Source organism: Pseudomonas sp. UF-293 (assembly GCF_058245595.1).
On sequence record NZ_JBSICA010000006.1, the window covers coordinates 119,563 to 136,573 of the forward strand.

Sequence of the window (17,011 nt, forward strand, 5' to 3'; positions counted from 1 at the left end):
AAAAACCAAGGGTTAACGCTTCCAGGCCTCGTCCGGCACCTGGGCCAACGCTTTGAATGCAGGTCTGGCGAACCAGTAGCCCTGCATCAGAAATATTCCACAGTCCGCGAGGAAATCCCGTTCCCCGGCGCTTTCTATGCCTTCGGCAATGACTGTAACGTCCAACTCCGCACACATTGTGACAACCCCCCGCACGATCACCTGACGGATACGGTCTTGATCGATATCGCGGATCAGCGCCATGTCGAGTTTGATCAGGTCCGGTTGGAAATCAGCCAGCAGATTGAGCCCCGAATAGCCGGCACCGAAATCGTCGATGGCGGTCTTGAAGCCGAATTCGCGGTATTCACGCAGAATATTGGTCAAATGGCGATAATTATCTACGTGCTCGATTTCCAGGGTTTCGAAAATCAGCCGGTCGATCGGAAAGTTGTGTTTTCGTGCAGCCTCCAGTGTGCTGCGAATGCATAGCTCTGGACGGTAGACGGCGTTGGGCAAAAAGTTGATCGACAAGTGTGTCTGCATATTAAGACTGGCCGCGCCTTCGATGGCGCGAGTCCGGCAGAGCTGGTCGAAGCGGTATCGGTTGTCTTCTGTAACCTGATTTAACACGGACAGCGCGCCCTCACCGGCCACGCCGCGCACCAGCGCTTCGTGGGCGAATACCGATTGGTCGCGCAGGTCGACGATCGGCTGGTAGGCGAAGGCAAAATCGAAGTCCAGCGGCTCGCTCTGCTGGCAGCCTTGGCAACCGCCCTTGGGCGAGGTCAATGAAGTTGGAAATTTTGTCACGCGGTCACTCCAGGCCGTTCGGGCGGCGAAGATCACAGTCTATCTGGAGGGCCAGGTTCTTGCGCCCGACAGAAACGGTAGTACAGTTCCGACTACTGGCTGAGCGAGGAATTCATATGGGACAGAAGCAGGAGGAGGACGACAACAAGGTCCGTCTCGATAAATGGCTATGGGCGGCGCGTTTCTATAAGACCCGTGCGCTGGCCAAAGCAGCAATTGAAAGTGGCAAGGTGCATTGCCGTGGCGAGCGTTGCAAACCGGGCAAGGAACCACGCATCGGTGATGAGTTCGAGATTCGCACCGGCTTCGAAGTGCGCACCGTGAGGGTCGAGGCGTTGTCGATCGTGCGCCGTGGCGCGCCCGAGGCGCAAACCTTGTATGCCGAGACCGAAGCGAGTGTCGCCAAGCGTGAAGCGGCTGCGGCAATGCGCAAGGCGGGGTCGTTGGGCGTGAGTACCGATGGCAAGCCGAGCAAGAAACAGCGGCGTGATCTGTTCAAGTTTCGCGGTAGCAGCAACGAAGATTGAAACGTTGTGCCGACCTCTTCGCGAGCAGGCTCGCTCCCACATTTGATCGAGTCGTCTGTGGCAGCGAGCCTGCTCGCGAATCGAGTACGACGCGGTATCAGGCGCTACGCACCACACTCATCCGCGACACCATCGGCAACTTGCCCAGCAGCGCGAAAACCGGCGCGGTGAGCTTCAACAAAAGGTTCGACGCGTGATAGGCAAATGGCGTGTAGTAACCCCAGCCCAACGCCCACACCGCCAGCAACACGCCGCCGATGTAATCGTCCTGACCCCAATGCGCGCCAGCCACCAGGCGCGGCAACATGAACAGCACAGCCAGACCCCAGACCGTCAGAAACTGGCCGACGGTGCGGCTGAACACGCCCATGAACAACGCCCAGATCAACAACACTGAGGCATGATCACCGGGAAAACTCTGGCCCGAGCGATCCTTCAGCTCCCAGGTTTTTTCCAGGTGCGGAAAGTAATCGCTGATGTGCACGGCGCCCTCAAGCACCATCGACGGACTGCTGTGCTGCCAGCCCATGTGATCGGCGAATTTGGAAAACAGCGCGCGGATCACCACCATCAACAGCAGGATCGAGAAAAAACCGAAGAATGCGCGGCGCACGTCAATTGCCCTGAAAACCCAGTCGCCCTTGATCAGCAGCGTCAGCAGAATCAGTCCGACGACGATGTCGAACGGGCGCAGACTTGCAATTGCCCAGATGTGGAGCCATATCGGGTTGCTGGCCAGCGGTGCATTGAGCGAGCGGAACAGCCACTCGTCGAAAATCACACACAGCGTCTGGCCCGTAGGCCATAACCAGAAAGCCAGTAGCGCCAACGGCACTACGTTACACAGAACCAGCCGGCCGAGGTTCCACCTTGATTGGAACAAACCCGGATTGTTCATAAAATGCCTCCCATGGCGAAAAAGCGCCGGCACCAAAAAAAGTGCCAGCAAGCGCAAATTTTCACGTTTTGTAATCATTTTGTCATCACATTCAGATACCCAGACCTATGACCGACCTAGCGGATACCGATTTCACTCAACGCTTCATCTTCGATGACAGCGACACTCGCGGCGAACTGGTAGCGCTGGAGCGCAGCTACGCCGAAGTCCTCGCCAAACACCCGTACCCGGAGCCAGTGGCGCAACTGCTGGGCGAACTGATGGCGGCCGCCTCGTTGATGGTCGGCACCCTGAAGTTCGACGGCTTGTTGATTTTGCAGGCGCGCTCCGAAGGCCCGATCCCGATGCTGATGATCGAGTGCTCCAGCGATCGCGAAATCCGTGGCCTGGCGCGTTACGAAGCCGAGCAGATCGCGGCGGACGCCACCCTCAGCGACCTGATGCCGAACGGTGTTCTGGCCCTGACCGTCGATCCGACGGTTGGCCAGCGCTATCAGGGCATCGTCGATCTCGACGGCGAAACCCTGTCCGATTGCTTCACCAACTATTTCGTCATGTCGCAGCAGGTCGGCACGCGCTTCAAACTGTTCGCGGACGGTCGTCGCGCGCGCGGCATGTTGCTGCAGCAATTACCCGCCGACCGCCTGAAAGACGAAGAAGAACGCGCTGCGAGCTGGCAGCACCTCACCGCGCTCGCCAGTACTTTGAGCGCCGATGAACTGCTCAGCCTGGACAACGAAACCGTGCTGCATCGCCTGTACCACGAGGAGCAGGTGCGTCTGTTCGATGTGCAGCATCTGCGCTTCAACTGCAGCTGCTCGCGGGAACGCTCCGGCAATGCGCTGGTCAGTCTTGGGCAGGAAGACGCGCAAGCTTTGGTGGCCGAACAGGGTGGCACCGTCGAGATCGATTGCCAGTTCTGCAATCAGCAGTACCTGTTCGACGCGGCCGATATTGCTCAATTGTTCGCTGGCGCGGGCGTCGATACGCCGTCAGATACCCGTCACTAAAACGGTTCAGCGCAGGTAAATTCACTGCGTAATGACGGAATATCGCCGTTACGACGGGAGGACCCTACTCTTTTTGGGCTTTTCTGGCATAATCCGGCCCACTTTTTTCGCGGTAGTAGTGCACGACTTTCTACTACAAAACGTTTGGAGCACACTCGGCCACTGGCCGACGGGGAACCTCATGACGCAAGCCAATAACGCCGTGTACACCGATCTGAGTGTTGATGATCTGGTAAAAGAAGCCCTGAATCGCGGTGAAGGCGAGCTTGCCGATACCGGCGCTCTGGTTGTTCGCACCGGTCACCGCACCGGCCGTTCGCCAGTCGACCGTTTCATCGTTGAAGAGCCTTCCACCCAGGCCGCTATCGCCTGGGGCCCGATCAACCGCAAGTTCCCGGCCGACAAGTTCGATGCCCTGTGGGCTCGCGTCGAGGCCTTCAACAACGCGCAAGAGCACTTCGTTTCCCACGTGCATGTAGGCGCGGCGGAAGATCACTACCTGGCCGTGAAAATGACCACGCAGACTGCCTGGCAGAACCTGTTCGGTCGTTGCCTGTTCATCAACCCGGCCCAGTACAACCCGGCTGGCCGTGAAGAATGGCAAGTGCTCAACGTCGCCAACTTCGAGTGCGTGCCTGAGCGTGACGGCACCAACTCCGATGGTTGCGTGATCATCAACTTCGCGCAGAAGAAAGTGCTGATCGCCGGCATGCGTTACGCCGGTGAGATGAAGAAAGCCATGTTCTCCGTGCAGAACTTCCTGCTGCCGGCCGCTGACGTGCTGCCAATGCACTGCGCTGCCAACATCGGCGAAGACGGCGACGTGACCCTGTTCTTCGGTCTGTCGGGCACCGGTAAAACCACCCTGTCGGCCGACGAAAGCCGTTACCTGATCGGTGACGACGAACACGGCTGGGGCGAAGGCGTGGTCTTCAACATCGAAGGCGGTTGCTATGCCAAGTGCATCGACCTCTCCGAGAAAAACGAGCCGGTTATCTGGAAAGCCATCAAGCACGGTGCGGTGCTGGAAAACGTCGTCATCGACGACGCCAAGCACGCCGACTACGCCGATGTCAGCCTGACCCAGAACAGCCGCGCCGCCTACCCGCTGGAGCACGTTGCCAAGCGTTCCGAGAAGAACCTGGGCGGCGAGCCAAACGCGGTGATCTTCCTGACCTGCGACCTGACCGGCGTACTGCCGCCAGTATCGATCCTCAACGAAGAACAAGCGGCCTACCACTTCCTGTCCGGCTACACCGCGCTGGTGGGCTCGACTGAAATGGGTTCGGGCAGCGGCATCAAGTCGACCTTCTCCACCTGCTTCGGCGCGCCGTTCTTCCCGCGTCCGGCTGGCGAATACGCCGAACTGCTGATCAAGCGCATTCGCGGTTTCGGCTCCAAGGTCTACCTGGTCAACACCGGTTGGACGGGCGGCGGCTACGGCGTCGGCCAACGCTTCAACATCCCGACCACCCGCGCAGTGATCGCCGCGATCCAGAGCGGCGCTCTGATCGGTGCTGCCACCGAGCACCTCGACACCATCAACCTCGACGTGCCACTGGCCGTTCCGGGCGTCGACACCAACCTGCTCAACCCACGCAACACCTGGGCTGACAAGGCAGCGTACGACGAGGCAGCGAAAGCACTGGCCGGTCTGTTCATCGAGAACTTCAAGAAGTTCGAAGTGAGCGACGCGATCAAGGCGGCTGGGCCGAAGTTGTAAGTAATGGTTTGCAGTGAATAAAAAACCGCCCTTTGGGGCGGTTTTTTTTTCCGATCTGAAATGCAGCTTGGTTGGACTCAAAGACTTGGCTTGCCCTGGCTATCTGTCAATCAGCCAGTGCACTCAGCACATGAACAGGATCGTTATGAATGGCCTTGAGTAGTGCTTTGGCCGGCCCAGTCGGCTGACGACGACCTTGCTCCCAATTGCGTAACGTTCCCAACTGGACATCGATCAAGGCTGCGAACTTTGCCTGCGTCATTCCCGTCGCTTTGCGAATCTGTTTAACCTGTAATGCATCCACATAGAATTCGCGGGACGGCTTTTTTTCACCCCGAAGAATCTCATCCATTTCCTGCACGCTTTCCATCAGCTCATCAAAAAACTTGCTCATGGTTACCTCCAGTTTTCAATCATGGCCTTCAGTGCTTTCCGTTCGTCATGGGTAAGATCCTGCTGCTCGTTTTTTGGATAGATCATCAACAACGCGATCTGTGATGCTGAAACGAAGTGGTAGTAGATAACCCGTGCGCCACCCCGTTTGCCATGGCCTTTGGAGGCGACTCGTGCTTTACGCACCCCGCCGGTTCCTTCGATTACATCGCCAATAGACGGGTTTGCGACCAACTGCTTTTGAAAGGTGGCGTAGGCATCGTCGTCCAGTAACTCTCTTACTCGGCGGGTGAAGACTGAAGTCTCAATAAAAATCATGGTCAATGTACGCCAGTGACTTACTTCCAGGCAATGCTGAAGTGTTGATAACGATGACTGGTGCCTGGTCGCCGACAGATGATCGGCGGCGATCAGGCTGCTCGGCTTAGGTAGGGGCTTTCCAGTTGAGCATCTGTGTCTGCGCGACTTGCAGCAGCTCGCAGCCGACCTGTCAGCAGGTACAGAGCATGGGTGATGTCGGTCGCTGACCAAAGCAGCGATACCCACGACTATAGGTTCGCACCACCCGCTCGCGATAGCCGACAAGGCATCGCGTGAAGTAGGAACGGGACGAACAAAGCACCAGACGTTGCTACCGATTCTTCAACGCCTTTCAACGCAGATGCTGGTAACCGGAAATATCCAGCAGGCTTGTGGTCAGTCCGGTTGCCGGGCGGTAGATCGTGCCTTTGACTGCTGAAAACGGCACGCCTTTGCTGCCCAGCGAGACATAGCGCTCGCCTTTGTCCAGCTCGGTGAACCAGGTGTAGGACTGGCTGTGCATCTTCTTGTAGCGCGCTTCGTCGCTAACGATGGCGCCGGTGAGGCGGCGCAGGTCGGCATCGCTCAGGTTGAGAGTTTTGCCCAGTGGTACGCCCCAACGCTTGAGGCAGGTTTCCGCCAGATGGCGAACGATAAGGCCGGGTTCGATCAGTGCGTTGAGGTCGCTGCTGCTGCTCGGCTCGCCGCCGAGTGCCGTGGCGTTGCCAGCGAGGGTGGCGTGGCGACCGGCCATTGGATAGATCGAGGTTTTGCTGCCGGTGGCGGTTTGCGGGATCACGCAGCTGAAGCCTTTTGAGCGCTCGTCGCGGGCATAGAAGGCGATGTATTCCTTGACGTTGGATGCGAGTTTGACGCGGTTTTCCTGGAAGTTGCCGATGCCCGGAACTGGGTCAATCGCAAAGATGTTTACGGGAATATGTTTGAGTGCAGCATCCTTGAACATTGCATTGGCGAGCATGTGGCAACTGATACCGCCACGGCTCCAGCCGAGCAGATTGACACGCGTGGGAATAATGCCGTCCTTGCGGAAAGTCTTGATGATCTGTTCCTGCAACTTCTGTTGCGTGATACTCCGGTCGCCATAGTTATACTGGCGCCAAAACCAGGAGCCTTCCACTTTTACATCTTCAATAGGGATCCCTGCTGCTTTCAGACGGTTATATTCTGCCTCAGTCAGTTGTTTACGCTGCCAGTCGCATTTGCCTTTGATAATGTTCACGGCGTGTTGCACGTTTTCGTCCCAGCCTTTACCGAACAGGGTGCCGGACATGCCGTACTCAGAGGTCTTGGTGAACAGGTCGTCGGCTTGCAGATTGCCGCTGCCAGGGCCATCGACGACGATCCACTCGGCAAATTCGCGTCCGCTGTGGTGTGCAGCGAGCGTAGAAACGATTTCGCCGTCCCAGAAGCTTTTATGTTTGTCATCAAACTTGTTGGAGCCGGTGCCGCAGAAAAATATTGTTAAAGTTGTCATTTCGTTGCTCTTGCTTATGAATAAGAGCAGTCAAGTTAGTTTGAATTGTTGTTATAAATAAAGGGTGCTGTTGTGTCTGCGTTTGTAATGTTTAAATTTGTTATATATATGTAGCTGAGCTTTCGAAAGTTTGTCGAGGCGCTTCGATTGTTACACGCTTGGTTTTCGCTTCCCATGTATCATTCAGTATCGATTCAACCCCGACCTTTTCTCGACTCGCTGCAATCGCCCGCTAGGCTCTGGGCATGGCAGCAGTCAAAGGAGTGACAGCAAATGCACCACACCCTGGAACAGGTTTTTGGTTATCCACAATTTCGCCCCGGTCAGGAGGCCGCTGTCAGCGCGGTGCTGGCGGGGCGGTCGGCGGCGGCGATCTTTCCTACCGGCTCCGGCAAATCGCTTTGCTATCAGTTGCCGGCGCTTCTGCTGCCGCACCTGACACTGGTGGTCTCGCCGCTGCTGGCGTTGATGCAGGATCAACTGGCGTTTCTCAAGCGCCACGGCATTTCGGCCGGAAGCATCGATTCGGCACAGAGCCGCGAGGACGCCAATGACGTCATGGCCCGTGCGCGTTCGGGTGAATTGAAGATTCTGATGATTTCCGTCGAACGCCTGAAAAACGAGCGCTTCCGCAACTTCCTGCAGCAGGTGCCGATCTCGTTGCTGGTAGTCGACGAGGCTCACTGTATCTCCGAATGGGGGCACAATTTTCGGCCTGATTACCTGAAATTGCCGGACTACCAGCGTCAGTTCAACATCCCGCAGGCACTGCTGCTTACCGCCACGGCTACACCGAAGGTCATCGCCGACATGCAGGCCAAATTCGCCATCGCCCCTGATGACGTGGTGACCACCGGGTTCTATCGGCCCAACCTCAATTTGCTGGTCGAGCCTGTACGCGGTCAGGACAAACGTCGACGTCTGGTCGAATGGATGGCCGAGCGTCCCGGGCGACCGAGCATTGTCTACGTGACGTTGCAGAAGACCGCCGAGCACATTGCTGAACATCTTCAACGCAATGGAATCCAGGCCGAGGCATACCACGCCGGTTTGCCCCACGATCAGCGTGAAAGCATCCAACGCCGCTTCATGGCCGGGCAGTCCAATTGCATCGTCGCCACCATCGCTTTCGGGATGGGCATCGACAAGAGCGACATCCGTAACGTCGTGCATTTCGATCTGCCCAAATCCATCGAAAACTACAGTCAGGAGATTGGCCGTGCCGGACGCGACGGACAGCCCTCAGACTGCCTGGTCCTGGCCAACCGCGACAGCCTCAATGTGCTCGAGAACTTCGTTTACGGCGATACACCCGAGCGTGATGGCATTCGTTATGTGCTTGATGAACTGAAAGCTTCGGTGCCTGAGGGGCAGTGGGAGTTTCTGCTTGGGCCGCTGGCGGATCAGAGCAATATTCGCGCGTTGCCGTTGAAGACTCTGCTGGTGCAGCTGGAACTGCGAGGTCTGATCGCGCCGCGTTACGCCTATTACGCCGAATACCGCTTCAAATATCTGCTTGAGCCTGAAGCGCTGCTCCAGCGCTTCGAGGGCGAGCGCAGGGATTTCGTAGCGGCGATCATCCAGACCTCTACGCGAGCACGCACTTGGGCCACGGTGAATTTCGAGGCGATGTACTCGCAGTATTCCGCCGAGCGCAATCGGGTGGTGACAGCGTTGGATTATTTTCAGGAGAAGGGCTGGGTCGAGCTTGAAAGCAAGCAAATGACCGAGGTTTACAGCCTGCTGCGCAGTGATTTTGCCAGCGACGCCCTGAGCGCTGAGCTGCACGAGTATTTCACTCGCCATGAACAGACCGAAGTGGCTCGGATTCACGCCATGCTTGATGTGTTCGCCACGGAACGCTGCCTGGGTTATCGCTTAGCCGAGTATTTCGGTGATCACAATGCCCCCGAGCATTGCGGGCATTGTTCGGTGTGTTACGGCCAGATTGCGCGGTTGCCCGAGCCGCCGCCCTTGCCGCCGCTTGTGGATAAAAACTTCGCAGAACTGTGTGATGAATTTATCCACAGGCATGAGCAGCACACAGGGCGGATTCCATCGGCCGAACGCCTGACGCGATTCCTGTGCGGAATCAGCGTCCCTTTGTTCACCAAACTCAAGGCGCGGGCGATTCCAGGATACGCGGCGCTGGAAGAGTACCCCTACGCCGAGGTCCGCGATTGGGCGCAAGAGCACCTCTGATCTGCAGGAGCTGCCGAAGGCTGCGATCCTTTGATGTTGATTTCTTCAAGATCAAAGGATCGCAGCCGTCGGCGCCTCCTACGTTAAGAGTCATCAAGGCAGTGCCTCTATCCATCCGCTGAATGTCGATCATCACGCTAATAAACTTCAAAAAGCCTCGTTGCCTGACTAAGGTTGGGATCTGTCTTCGGATCGCCAACAAGAGAACAACATGAGCCAGACATCCTTCGATATTCAGCAGGCTGCCGTGATCGGCGCGGGCACCATGGGCCGTGGCATCGTCATGTGCCTGGCCAATGCCGGCGTGAGTGTGCAGTGGGTGGATAACAATCCACAGATGCTCGAGCAAGCACTGACAACGGTCGCCGAAACCTATGCACACAACGTGCGTCAGGGGCGCATCGATCAGGCCGAGGCAGATGCGCGAATTGCTCGCGTATCAGCAGCGGCGGATTACCCATCGATTCGCAATGTCGATCTGGTGATCGAAGCGGTGTACGAAAACCTTGAACTGAAGCAGAAGATCTTTCGCGAGCTGGATGGCTTGCTCAAGCCCGAGGCTCTGCTGGCGAGCAACACCTCGGCGCTGGACATCGACGCTATCGCGGCTGCGACCCGGCGCCCGGAACAGGTACTGGGTCTGCACTTCTTCAGCCCGGCCCATATCATGAAACTGCTGGAAATCGTGCGAGGTGCGCAGACCTCGCCAGCGGCACTGGAGGCGGCGCTGGCGCTCGGCAAGCGCATGGGCAAGGTCAGCGTGGTGTCGGGCAACTGTCACGGTTTTATCGGCAACCGCATGCTGCATCCGTATGTACTGGAAGCGCGCAAGATGCTTCTCGAAGGCGCTTATCCACAGCAGGTGGATGCCGCGCTACAGGGCTTCGGTTTTGCCATGGGGCCGTTTCGCATGTACGACGTGGTCGGTATCGATCTGGAATGGCGTGCCCGCGTACTCGCGGGCAAGGGGCAGGATGCACCGGAGGTTCAGATCGATAATCGTCTGTGCGAAATGGGCCGGTTCGGGCAGAAGTCCGGTAACGGTTACTACCACTATGAGCCGGGTAGTCGCCAGGCCGAGCATGATCCCGAAGTGGACGCGCTGGTTCTGCGAGTCAGCGAAGAGCTGGGTTTCCAGCGTCGCGACATCGGCCCCGAAGAAATTCTTGAACGCTGTTTGCTGGCGCTGGTCAACGAAGGCGCGAAGATCCTCCAGGAAGGCATTGCCGGATCTGCCCATGACATCGATCTGGTGTACTTGAACGGCTATGGTTTTCCAGCGGAGAAGGGCGGGCCGATGGCCTGGGCGGATCTGCAAGGGCTGGCGGATATCCATCAGCGCTTGCTGGCGCTGGCGACGCGCCAGGGCGATCAATGGAAGCCGGCGCGCTTGATTAGTGAGCTGGCCGCGCAGGGGAAGGGGTTTGCTGATCGTTGACACCGGTCGGCTGTGCTGACGCCTTCGCGGGCAAGCCCGCTCCCACAGGTAAAGTGTTCGTCCTTATGATCAACTTCAAGTAGGAAAATGCGAGAACCTTGCATGAATCAACGCTCCGACTACCGGCACTTCCAGCCCATCACCACACGCTGGCACGACAACGACGCTTACGGTCACGTCAACAACGTCACCTACTACAGCTACTTCGATACGGCCGTGAACACTTATCTGATTCAGGTCGGTGGCCTGGATATCCATGACGGCGAAGTGGTGGGATTCGTGGTCAGTTCGGCCTGCGATTACTTTGCCTCGATCGCTTTCCCGGATCTGATCGAGATCGGACTGCGGGTCGGCAAGCTGGGCAACAGTTCGGTGCAATATGAACTGGCGGTGTTCAAGGTCGGCGAAAGCGAGGCGTGTGCGGCGGGGCGATTCGTGCATGTGTTTGTCGATCGGGCGAGCAATCAGCCGGTGCCGATTCCGGCAGGTTTGCGCGGGGCGCTGGAGCGGCTGGTGGTCTAGACGCGCAAAAAAAATCGCAGCCCAAAAGCTGCGATTTTTTGTTCAAGCCTTCGCCTTAGTGGTGGCGATAGTACTTGTGATGCTTGCGGTGGCCGTAGGCATGGCCGCGACCTGGATGACCACGATCGCGATAGTAGCGACGGTCATCATGGCGACGGTCGTAGCGACGATCATCGTCGTCACTCTTGTTGCCCATGTAGTTACCCAGCGCGCCACCTGCGCCGCCACCAGCGGCGGAGCCGATCAGGCTGCCGGTGGTGCCGCCGAGGCTGCGGCCGACGACGTTACCGCCGGCTGCACCCAGTGCACCGCCGATGGCCGCTTCGCCACGGCTGCGCTTGTCTGCGCCGACCGCACTACCACCCGCGCCGCCCAGGGCCGCGCCGATGGTGGAACCTGTATTGCCGCCTAACGATTGACCGACGACCGAGCCAAGAACCCCGCCCAATGCGCCGCCCACACCTGCTTCGGTGGTGCCTCCGGCAGAAGCGAAGCCACTGACCAGGCCAAGGGACAACAAGAGAATCGAGGAGAACTTCATAGAGGATGAGCCTCAAAGGGATGACGGCGCCGATCCTGAGGCTCTGCAATGGGCGTGACAATCAAAATCCGACGAATAACACGACTTGTATACAATAATGCAAGTTACTGTTTTTTCACCGGAACTTAACCGATTTTCGCCGGTCTTTAGCTACTTCGGACAGGCCGTTTTTATGCAAAAACGGCCTTTTTTGTGGGTGGTCGAAAATCTTCGCCACCGCAGATCTGTTCACAGGTCGATCGCTTTCGCGAGCAGGCTCGCTCCCACCCTTGAAATGCATTCCAAGTGTGGGGGCGAGCCTGCTCGCGAAGGGGCCGGATCGGGCTCCGCGTTAAGCGGATTTAGCCATGATCAACCCACTCTCACTCGCCGCTTCCAGCCGGATCGCAATGAATTTCGACGTCGGCGTGTGGCTGCCATCCCCCGTACTTTCCAGCGGCACCAGCGGATTGACTTCCGGATAGTACGCCGCCGCTTGCCCGGCAGGAATATCGAACGCCAACAATGTAAAACCTTTCACCCGGCGCTCGCGACCATCGTCCCAGATCGACACGATGTCGGCCTTCTGTCCCGGACGGAAGCCCAGGCGAATAATGTCGGCCTCATTGGCGAACAGCACGTCACGCTGGCCCTTCACACCACGGTAGCGGTCATCGAGACCATAGATCGTCGTGTTGTACTGATCGTGGGAGCGCATCGATTGCAGGATCAGATCCGGCACCTGCCCGGTAGCACGGGTGCGCTCGTGAACCAGATCTTTCGGCAACTGGTTAGCGCGGAAATTGGCACGGCCCGACGGGGTGTTCCACTTGCGAGCGCCAGCCGAGTTGCCCAGATAGAAACCGCCCGGGTTTTTGATCTTGTCGTTGAAGTCTTTGAAGTTCGGGATGGTGTCGGCGATCAGTTCGCGAATGCGCCCGTAATCGGCCACCAGCCAGTTCCAGTCCACAGGTTGGCTGCCCAGCGTCGCAGCGGCGATGCCGGCAATGATCGACGGCTCCGAGCGCATCTGGTTCGACAGCGGCTGCAGCTGGCCGTTGGAGGCGTGGACCATGCTGAACGAGTCTTCCACGGTGACCGCTTGCGGCCCTTCGGTCTGGATATCGATATCGGTGCGGCCCAGGCACGGCAGGATCAGCGCGTCTTTACCGTGAGCGAGGTGGCTGCGGTTGAGCTTGGTGCTGATCTGTACGGTCAGGTCGCAGTTGCGCAGCGCTTCGAAAGTGCGCGAGCTGTCCGGCGTGGCCTGGGCAAAGTTGCCGCCCAATCCGATGAACACCTTGGCACGACCTTCGGCCATCGCATGGATTGCCTCGACCACGTTGTGGCCATTGTGGCGCGGCACCTTGAACTGGAAGCGACGCTCCAGCGAGTCGAGGAACGCCACCGGCGGACGCTCGTTGATACCCATGGTGCGGTCGCCCTGCACGTTGCTGTGGCCGCGCACCGGGCACAGGCCGGCGCCCGGCTTGCCGATGTTGCCGCGCAGCAGCATCAGGTTGGCGATTTCCTGAATGGTCGGCACCGAATGACGGTGCTGGGTGATGCCCATGGCCCAGCACATGATCACGTTCTTGCCTTTGGCGTACATGCGCGCGGCTTGCTCGATCTCGACCAGGGTCAGGCCCGATTGCTCGACGATCTGCTCCCACGAGGTGTCGTCGACGATGGCGAGGTACTCCAGCACGTTGGCGCTGTGGGCATTGAGGAAATCATGGTCGAACACCGCCGGCTCGCCAGCCTTCTGTGCATCGCGCTCCCATTGCAGAAGGAACTTGGCCATGCCGCGCAGCACAGCCATGTCGCCGCCAAGGGCCGGGCGGAAGTACGCGGTGTTGGTCGGCTTGTCGCCGTTGGTGAGCATTTCGATGGGGTGCTGTGGATGCTGGAAACGCTCCAGACCGCGCTCTTTCAGCGGGTTGATGCATACCACTTGGGCGCCGCGTTTCACTGCTTCACGCAACGGTTCGAGCATGCGCGGGTGGTTGGTGCCGGGGTTCTGGCCCCAGACGAAAATCGCGTCGGCGTGTTCGAAGTCGTCGAAGGTCACCGTGCCTTTGCCGACACCGACGCTCTGCGCCAACGCCACGCCGCTGGCCTCGTGGCACATGTTCGAGCAGTCGGGGAAATTGTTGGTGCCGTAAGCCCGCACGAACAGCTGATACAGATATGCCGCTTCATTGCTGGCGCGCCCCGAGGTGTAGAACTCGGCCTGATCCGGGCTCGGCAGATTGCGCAGATGCTTGCCGATCAGGGCGAAGGCATCTTCCCAACTGATCGGCTTGTAGCGATCGGATTCGGCGTCGTAGACCATCGGCTCGGTCAGGCGGCCCTGATATTCCAGCCAGTAATCGCTTTGTTCCAGCAGAGAAGTGACGCTGTGCTTGGCGAAGAATTTCGCATCGACGCGACGCTTGGTCGCTTCCCAGTTCACTGCTTTGGCGCCGTTCTCACAGAACTTGACCATGCCGCTTTCCGGCGAATCACCCCAGGCGCAACCCGGGCAGTCGAAACCGCCGTTCTGGTTGGTCTTGAGCATCATGCGCAGGTTTTTCAGGGCATTGTCGCTGGTCAGCCACGCCTGGGCCACACTGATCAGGGCGCCCCAGCCGCCGGCGGCACCTTTGTAAGGCTTGTAGCGCGGGACAGGTTTCTGGTCGGCTTGATGATGTTGGCTCACGCTTGATTCTCCATCGCGGGGCTGTACACCCGCGGCGCACTTTTCTGCGGCAGGTGGATGAGATTGAGGTTGTGGCGCCGGGCCCATTGCACGGCCAGGCCGGTGGGTGCCGACAGGCTGACCAGGGTCTGGATGCCGGCACGCAAGACTTTCTGGATCAATTCGAGGCTGCAACGGCTGGTGACGATCGCCAGCCCGCCCTCTGTGGATATCTTCTGGCGGATCAGTCCGCCGATCAGCTTGTCCAGCGCGTTATGGCGGCCGATGTCTTCACGACCGAGCAGCAATTCGCCGCTGGCGTTCATGAACACCGCCGCATGCACCGCGCCGCAGTGCTGGCCGAGTGGCTGGAACGCGCCGATGCGCTGGCGCAAGCCGTCGAGCCATTCGATCGGTGGCAAGGCTGCGCCAGGCAATACCTTGAGATCGGGCAACGCCTGTTCGACCGCTTCGACGCCGCACAATCCGCAACCGCTGGTGCCGGCCAACTGCCGACGCTGTTGCTTGAGGTTCCAGAATGCGCGATTGGCGATGGTCACCTGCGCGTATTGTGCCGAGCCTGCACCTGTCAGTTGCAGATCATAGATATCGCTGGCGTCTTCGATGATGCCGCTGCCGAGGCTGAAACCGACGATGAAATCTTCGAGGTCGGTCGGGGTGACCAGCATCACTGCCTGGCTGATGCCGTTATAGGCGATCGCCAACGCGACTTCCTCGGCCAGCGCGGTGCTGGCCGATGCCTCAAGGGGTAAATCGCTGTAGCTGTAGGTCTGGCTGGCGGCAGGCGCAGGCGTTTCAATTGCTGGCGCCGCGCAGGCTGGGCGCTTGGCGTTCATGGCATCACCGACGGTTTGATCTAGGTCAAGACTAGGCGCGGCAAGTTGTCGCGTCTAATCGCTATTACCGATCTACCGATAGATGCCGTCGATCACGCCTCCTTCGGCGATTTTTGATAGAGCGCGAAGCAGGCTTCAGCCAGCGCCGAACGCGGTGCCCCACGGCGCATGATCAGCCCCAGCGGCGCGAGGGTGTGGGCATTTTCGATCGGTTGCAGACGCAGGTGATCGGCGAGGTTTTCCGCGCCGCCGTCGAGCGGCATGATCGCGCAGCAAAAACCGCCGTGGACCGCTTGCAGCAGTTGATGCACAGCGTCGGTTTGCAGCAGCGGTTGCGGCGTCAGGCCACGGCTGTGGAAGTTATGGTCGATGGACTGGCGAAAATGCATGCCGCTGGTGAGCATGCACAACGGCAGTTCGATCAGCGATTCCCAGCTCAGTGGTGCTTCGCCGAAGCTGAACGAGCGCTCGTCGTAGAGCAGGCCCATGCGCGTCTCGTTGAAGGCCAGTGAATCGAAACGCTCGCTGTCCAGACGCTCCAGATACGAAACGCCAATGTCGATGCGGTTGTTCGCCAAGTGTTCGAGCACCTGCTCCGAGCTCAGCGACGACAGTTCGAAGCGCAGTTCCGGGTGCGCCGCATGCAGACGTTGCATCAGCGGCAACGGATCGAAACTCGACAGCGGCACCACACCCAGGCGCAGCGTACCGATCAGGTTGCCGCGACAGGCCGCCGCTTCCGCCTGCAAGCCGTCATACGCCGCCAGCACCGTACGCGCCCACGCCAGCACGCGTTCACCCGGCGCGGTGAAGCCTTCGAAGCGCTGGCCGCGATTGACCAATGGCAGATCGAGTTCTTCTTCGAGGCTGCGCAAGCGCATCGACAGGGTCGGCTGGGTGATGTGGCAGCGCGCGGCCGCCTGGCCGAAATGGCGGGTTTCGTCGAGGGCGATGAGGAATTTCAGTTGCTTGATGTCCATCTTCGCTCCGGGCGGTTGGCGGGGTCTGGCGATTCTACCGCCTGCGGCGCGGCAGCGTCATTGGTCGGACTGGAACCGGGTTTGGCTGGGGTGGTCTAGGCTTGGACGACTGGAACCCAAATCAAGGAGTGTGCGCTATGAGTCTGTTGAGCTTTGTGAAAGAGGCCGGGGAGAAGCTGATCGATCTGTTGACCCCGGGCAATGCCAACGCCAGTGAGCAGTTGAAGGAACATATCAGCAAGGTCGGGCTGGGCAATCCTAACGTGCAGGCGACCGTGGATGGCGACAAGGTGACGGTCACCGGTGAAGTGGCGAGCCAGGAAGAAAAGGAAAAGATCCTGCTTGCGGTAGGCAACATTTCGGGCGTAGGCAGCGTCGATGATCAGATCACCGTGACCGGCCCGGTCGTGGTGGCCGCCGAGTTTGTCGAGGTCAAGGCAGGTGACACGCTTAGTGCGATTTCGCTACGCGTCTATGGAAATGCCAACCAGTACCAGAAAATCTTCGATGCCAACAAACCGATGCTCAAGGATGTGAACAAGATCTATCCGGGACAAAAACTGCGCATTCCAAAATAACGCAGTCATGTAGGAGCAGCCGAAGTCTGCGATCTTTCGACTTTGATTTTTAAAATCAGGATCAAAAGATCGCAGCCTGCGGCAGCTCCTACAGGG

General features: G+C 58.7%; 16 protein-coding genes. 7 read left to right on the top strand and 9 right to left on the bottom strand.

The genetic code is table 11. The features are described from left to right. Positions 1-12: 12 nt before the first annotated feature. Positions 13-792, bottom strand: a complete 780-nt coding sequence (rimA, locus tag AC4IHP_RS09470; RefSeq protein WP_490831603.1) for a S6 modification regulatory phosphodiesterase RimA — start codon at positions 790-792, stop codon at positions 13-15. A 116-nt stretch (positions 793-908) separates the two neighbouring features. On the opposite strand from rimA, the gene AC4IHP_RS09475 reads away from it, so the two are divergent. Beyond that, positions 909-1,319, top strand: coding sequence for an RNA-binding S4 domain-containing protein (locus AC4IHP_RS09475; RefSeq protein ID WP_490831557.1), 411 nt, complete (start codon positions 909-911; stop codon positions 1,317-1,319). A gap of 97 nt (positions 1,320-1,416) precedes the next feature. Here AC4IHP_RS09475 and AC4IHP_RS09480 read toward each other — a convergent pair whose 3' ends face one another. Next, positions 1,417-2,217 carry a phosphatase PAP2 family protein gene (locus AC4IHP_RS09480; RefSeq protein WP_490831558.1) on the bottom strand — a complete coding sequence of 267 codons (801 nt, stop codon included), beginning with the start codon at positions 2,215-2,217 and terminating at the stop codon, positions 1,417-1,419. Between the two features lie 107 nt (positions 2,218-2,324). Here AC4IHP_RS09480 and hslO point away from each other — a divergent pair, with 107 nt between their 5' ends. Next, positions 2,325-3,227: an Hsp33 family molecular chaperone HslO gene (hslO, locus tag AC4IHP_RS09485; protein ID WP_490831559.1), complete on the top strand. Its 903-nt coding sequence runs from the start codon at positions 2,325-2,327 to the stop codon at positions 3,225-3,227. A gap of 181 nt (positions 3,228-3,408) precedes the next feature. Further along, positions 3,409-4,950 (top strand): phosphoenolpyruvate carboxykinase, encoded by a 1,542-nt coding sequence (locus AC4IHP_RS09490; RefSeq protein WP_016772179.1) that lies wholly within the window; start codon positions 3,409-3,411, stop codon positions 4,948-4,950. A gap of 106 nt (positions 4,951-5,056) precedes the next feature. Here the strand turns inward: AC4IHP_RS09490 and nadS are convergent, their stop codons facing one another. The 3 genes from nadS to AC4IHP_RS09505 all read right to left on the bottom strand — a co-directional run bounded on the left by nadS (position 5,057) and on the right by AC4IHP_RS09505 (position 7,138). After that, the gene (gene nadS / locus AC4IHP_RS09495; protein ID WP_016772178.1) at positions 5,057-5,344 is read right to left on the bottom strand and encodes a NadS family protein; all 288 of its coding nucleotides are present in this window, start codon (positions 5,342-5,344) and stop codon (positions 5,057-5,059) included. 2 nt (positions 5,345-5,346) lie between these two features. Then, positions 5,347-5,661, bottom strand: coding sequence for a type II toxin-antitoxin system RelE/ParE family toxin (locus tag AC4IHP_RS09500; protein ID WP_460122913.1), 315 nt, complete (start codon positions 5,659-5,661; stop codon positions 5,347-5,349). Positions 5,662-5,995: 334 nt separating this feature from the next. After that, on the bottom strand, positions 5,996-7,138 hold the full coding sequence (locus tag AC4IHP_RS09505; RefSeq protein WP_460122916.1) for a hypothetical protein: 1,143 nt from the start codon (positions 7,136-7,138) through the stop codon (positions 5,996-5,998). Positions 7,139-7,411: 273 nt separating this feature from the next. Between AC4IHP_RS09505 and AC4IHP_RS09510 the strand changes: the two genes are divergently transcribed. The 3 genes from AC4IHP_RS09510 (at position 7,412) to AC4IHP_RS09520 (ending at position 11,300) form a co-directional block, all read left to right on the top strand. After that, positions 7,412-9,340 (top strand): RecQ family ATP-dependent DNA helicase, encoded by a 1,929-nt coding sequence (locus AC4IHP_RS09510; protein ID WP_490831560.1) that lies wholly within the window; start codon positions 7,412-7,414, stop codon positions 9,338-9,340. Between the two features lie 211 nt (positions 9,341-9,551). After that, a complete protein-coding gene (locus tag AC4IHP_RS09515; protein ID WP_490831561.1) occupies positions 9,552-10,778 on the top strand; it encodes a 3-hydroxyacyl-CoA dehydrogenase in 1,227 nt (408 codons plus the stop codon). Between the two features lie 102 nt (positions 10,779-10,880). Beyond that, positions 10,881-11,300 (top strand): acyl-CoA thioesterase, encoded by a 420-nt coding sequence (locus tag AC4IHP_RS09520; RefSeq protein ID WP_490831562.1) that lies wholly within the window; start codon positions 10,881-10,883, stop codon positions 11,298-11,300. Between the two features lie 55 nt (positions 11,301-11,355). On the opposite strand, the gene AC4IHP_RS09525 is transcribed toward AC4IHP_RS09520, so the two are convergent. From AC4IHP_RS09525 to AC4IHP_RS09540, 4 genes are all read right to left on the bottom strand, one after another. Then, positions 11,356-11,841 carry a glycine zipper domain-containing protein gene (locus AC4IHP_RS09525; protein WP_039756448.1) on the bottom strand — a complete coding sequence of 162 codons (486 nt, stop codon included), beginning with the start codon at positions 11,839-11,841 and terminating at the stop codon, positions 11,356-11,358. A gap of 331 nt (positions 11,842-12,172) precedes the next feature. Next, positions 12,173-14,521 (bottom strand): FdhF/YdeP family oxidoreductase, encoded by a 2,349-nt coding sequence (locus tag AC4IHP_RS09530; protein WP_490831563.1) that lies wholly within the window; start codon positions 14,519-14,521, stop codon positions 12,173-12,175. Next, complete coding sequence (fdhD, locus tag AC4IHP_RS09535) at positions 14,518-15,357, bottom strand: formate dehydrogenase accessory sulfurtransferase FdhD (protein WP_160768533.1); 840 nt, start codon at positions 15,355-15,357, stop codon at positions 14,518-14,520. Before fdhD ends, AC4IHP_RS09530 begins: the two co-directional genes overlap by 4 nt. 92 nt (positions 15,358-15,449) lie before the next feature. Continuing rightward, complete coding sequence (locus AC4IHP_RS09540; RefSeq protein ID WP_460122934.1) at positions 15,450-16,337, bottom strand: LysR family transcriptional regulator; 888 nt, start codon at positions 16,335-16,337, stop codon at positions 15,450-15,452. Between the two features lie 137 nt (positions 16,338-16,474). On the opposite strand from AC4IHP_RS09540, the gene lysM reads away from it, so the two are divergent. Beyond that, a complete protein-coding gene (gene lysM, locus AC4IHP_RS09545; RefSeq protein ID WP_460122938.1) occupies positions 16,475-16,915 on the top strand; it encodes a peptidoglycan-binding protein LysM in 441 nt (146 codons plus the stop codon). The last annotated feature ends 96 nt before the right edge of the window (positions 16,916-17,011 follow it).

What these genes read in the sequence shown, in the direction of transcription:
- AC4IHP_RS09540 (WP_460122934.1), bottom strand. Translation starts at nt 16,337, where the DNA reads ATGGACATCAAGCAACTGAAATTCCTCATCGCCCTCGACGAAACCCGC.
- fdhD (WP_160768533.1), bottom strand. Translation starts at nt 15,357, where the DNA reads ATGAACGCCAAGCGCCCAGCCTGCGCGGCGCCAGCAATTGAAACGCCT.
- AC4IHP_RS09520 (WP_490831562.1), top strand. Translation starts at nt 10,881, where the DNA reads ATGAATCAACGCTCCGACTACCGGCACTTCCAGCCCATCACCACACGC.
- hslO (WP_490831559.1), top strand. Translation starts at nt 2,325, where the DNA reads ATGACCGACCTAGCGGATACCGATTTCACTCAACGCTTCATCTTCGAT.
- AC4IHP_RS09505 (WP_460122916.1), bottom strand. Translation starts at nt 7,138, where the DNA reads ATGACAACTTTAACAATATTTTTCTGCGGCACCGGCTCCAACAAGTTT.
- AC4IHP_RS09515 (WP_490831561.1), top strand. Translation starts at nt 9,552, where the DNA reads ATGAGCCAGACATCCTTCGATATTCAGCAGGCTGCCGTGATCGGCGCG.
- AC4IHP_RS09480 (WP_490831558.1), bottom strand. Translation starts at nt 2,217, where the DNA reads ATGAACAATCCGGGTTTGTTCCAATCAAGGTGGAACCTCGGCCGGCTG.
- AC4IHP_RS09500 (WP_460122913.1), bottom strand. Translation starts at nt 5,661, where the DNA reads ATGATTTTTATTGAGACTTCAGTCTTCACCCGCCGAGTAAGAGAGTTA.
- nadS (WP_016772178.1), bottom strand. Translation starts at nt 5,344, where the DNA reads ATGAGCAAGTTTTTTGATGAGCTGATGGAAAGCGTGCAGGAAATGGAT.
- AC4IHP_RS09525 (WP_039756448.1), bottom strand. Translation starts at nt 11,841, where the DNA reads ATGAAGTTCTCCTCGATTCTCTTGTTGTCCCTTGGCCTGGTCAGTGGC.
- AC4IHP_RS09490 (WP_016772179.1), top strand. Translation starts at nt 3,409, where the DNA reads ATGACGCAAGCCAATAACGCCGTGTACACCGATCTGAGTGTTGATGAT.
- AC4IHP_RS09475 (WP_490831557.1), top strand. Translation starts at nt 909, where the DNA reads ATGGGACAGAAGCAGGAGGAGGACGACAACAAGGTCCGTCTCGATAAA.
- lysM (WP_460122938.1), top strand. Translation starts at nt 16,475, where the DNA reads ATGAGTCTGTTGAGCTTTGTGAAAGAGGCCGGGGAGAAGCTGATCGAT.
- AC4IHP_RS09510 (WP_490831560.1), top strand. Translation starts at nt 7,412, where the DNA reads ATGCACCACACCCTGGAACAGGTTTTTGGTTATCCACAATTTCGCCCC.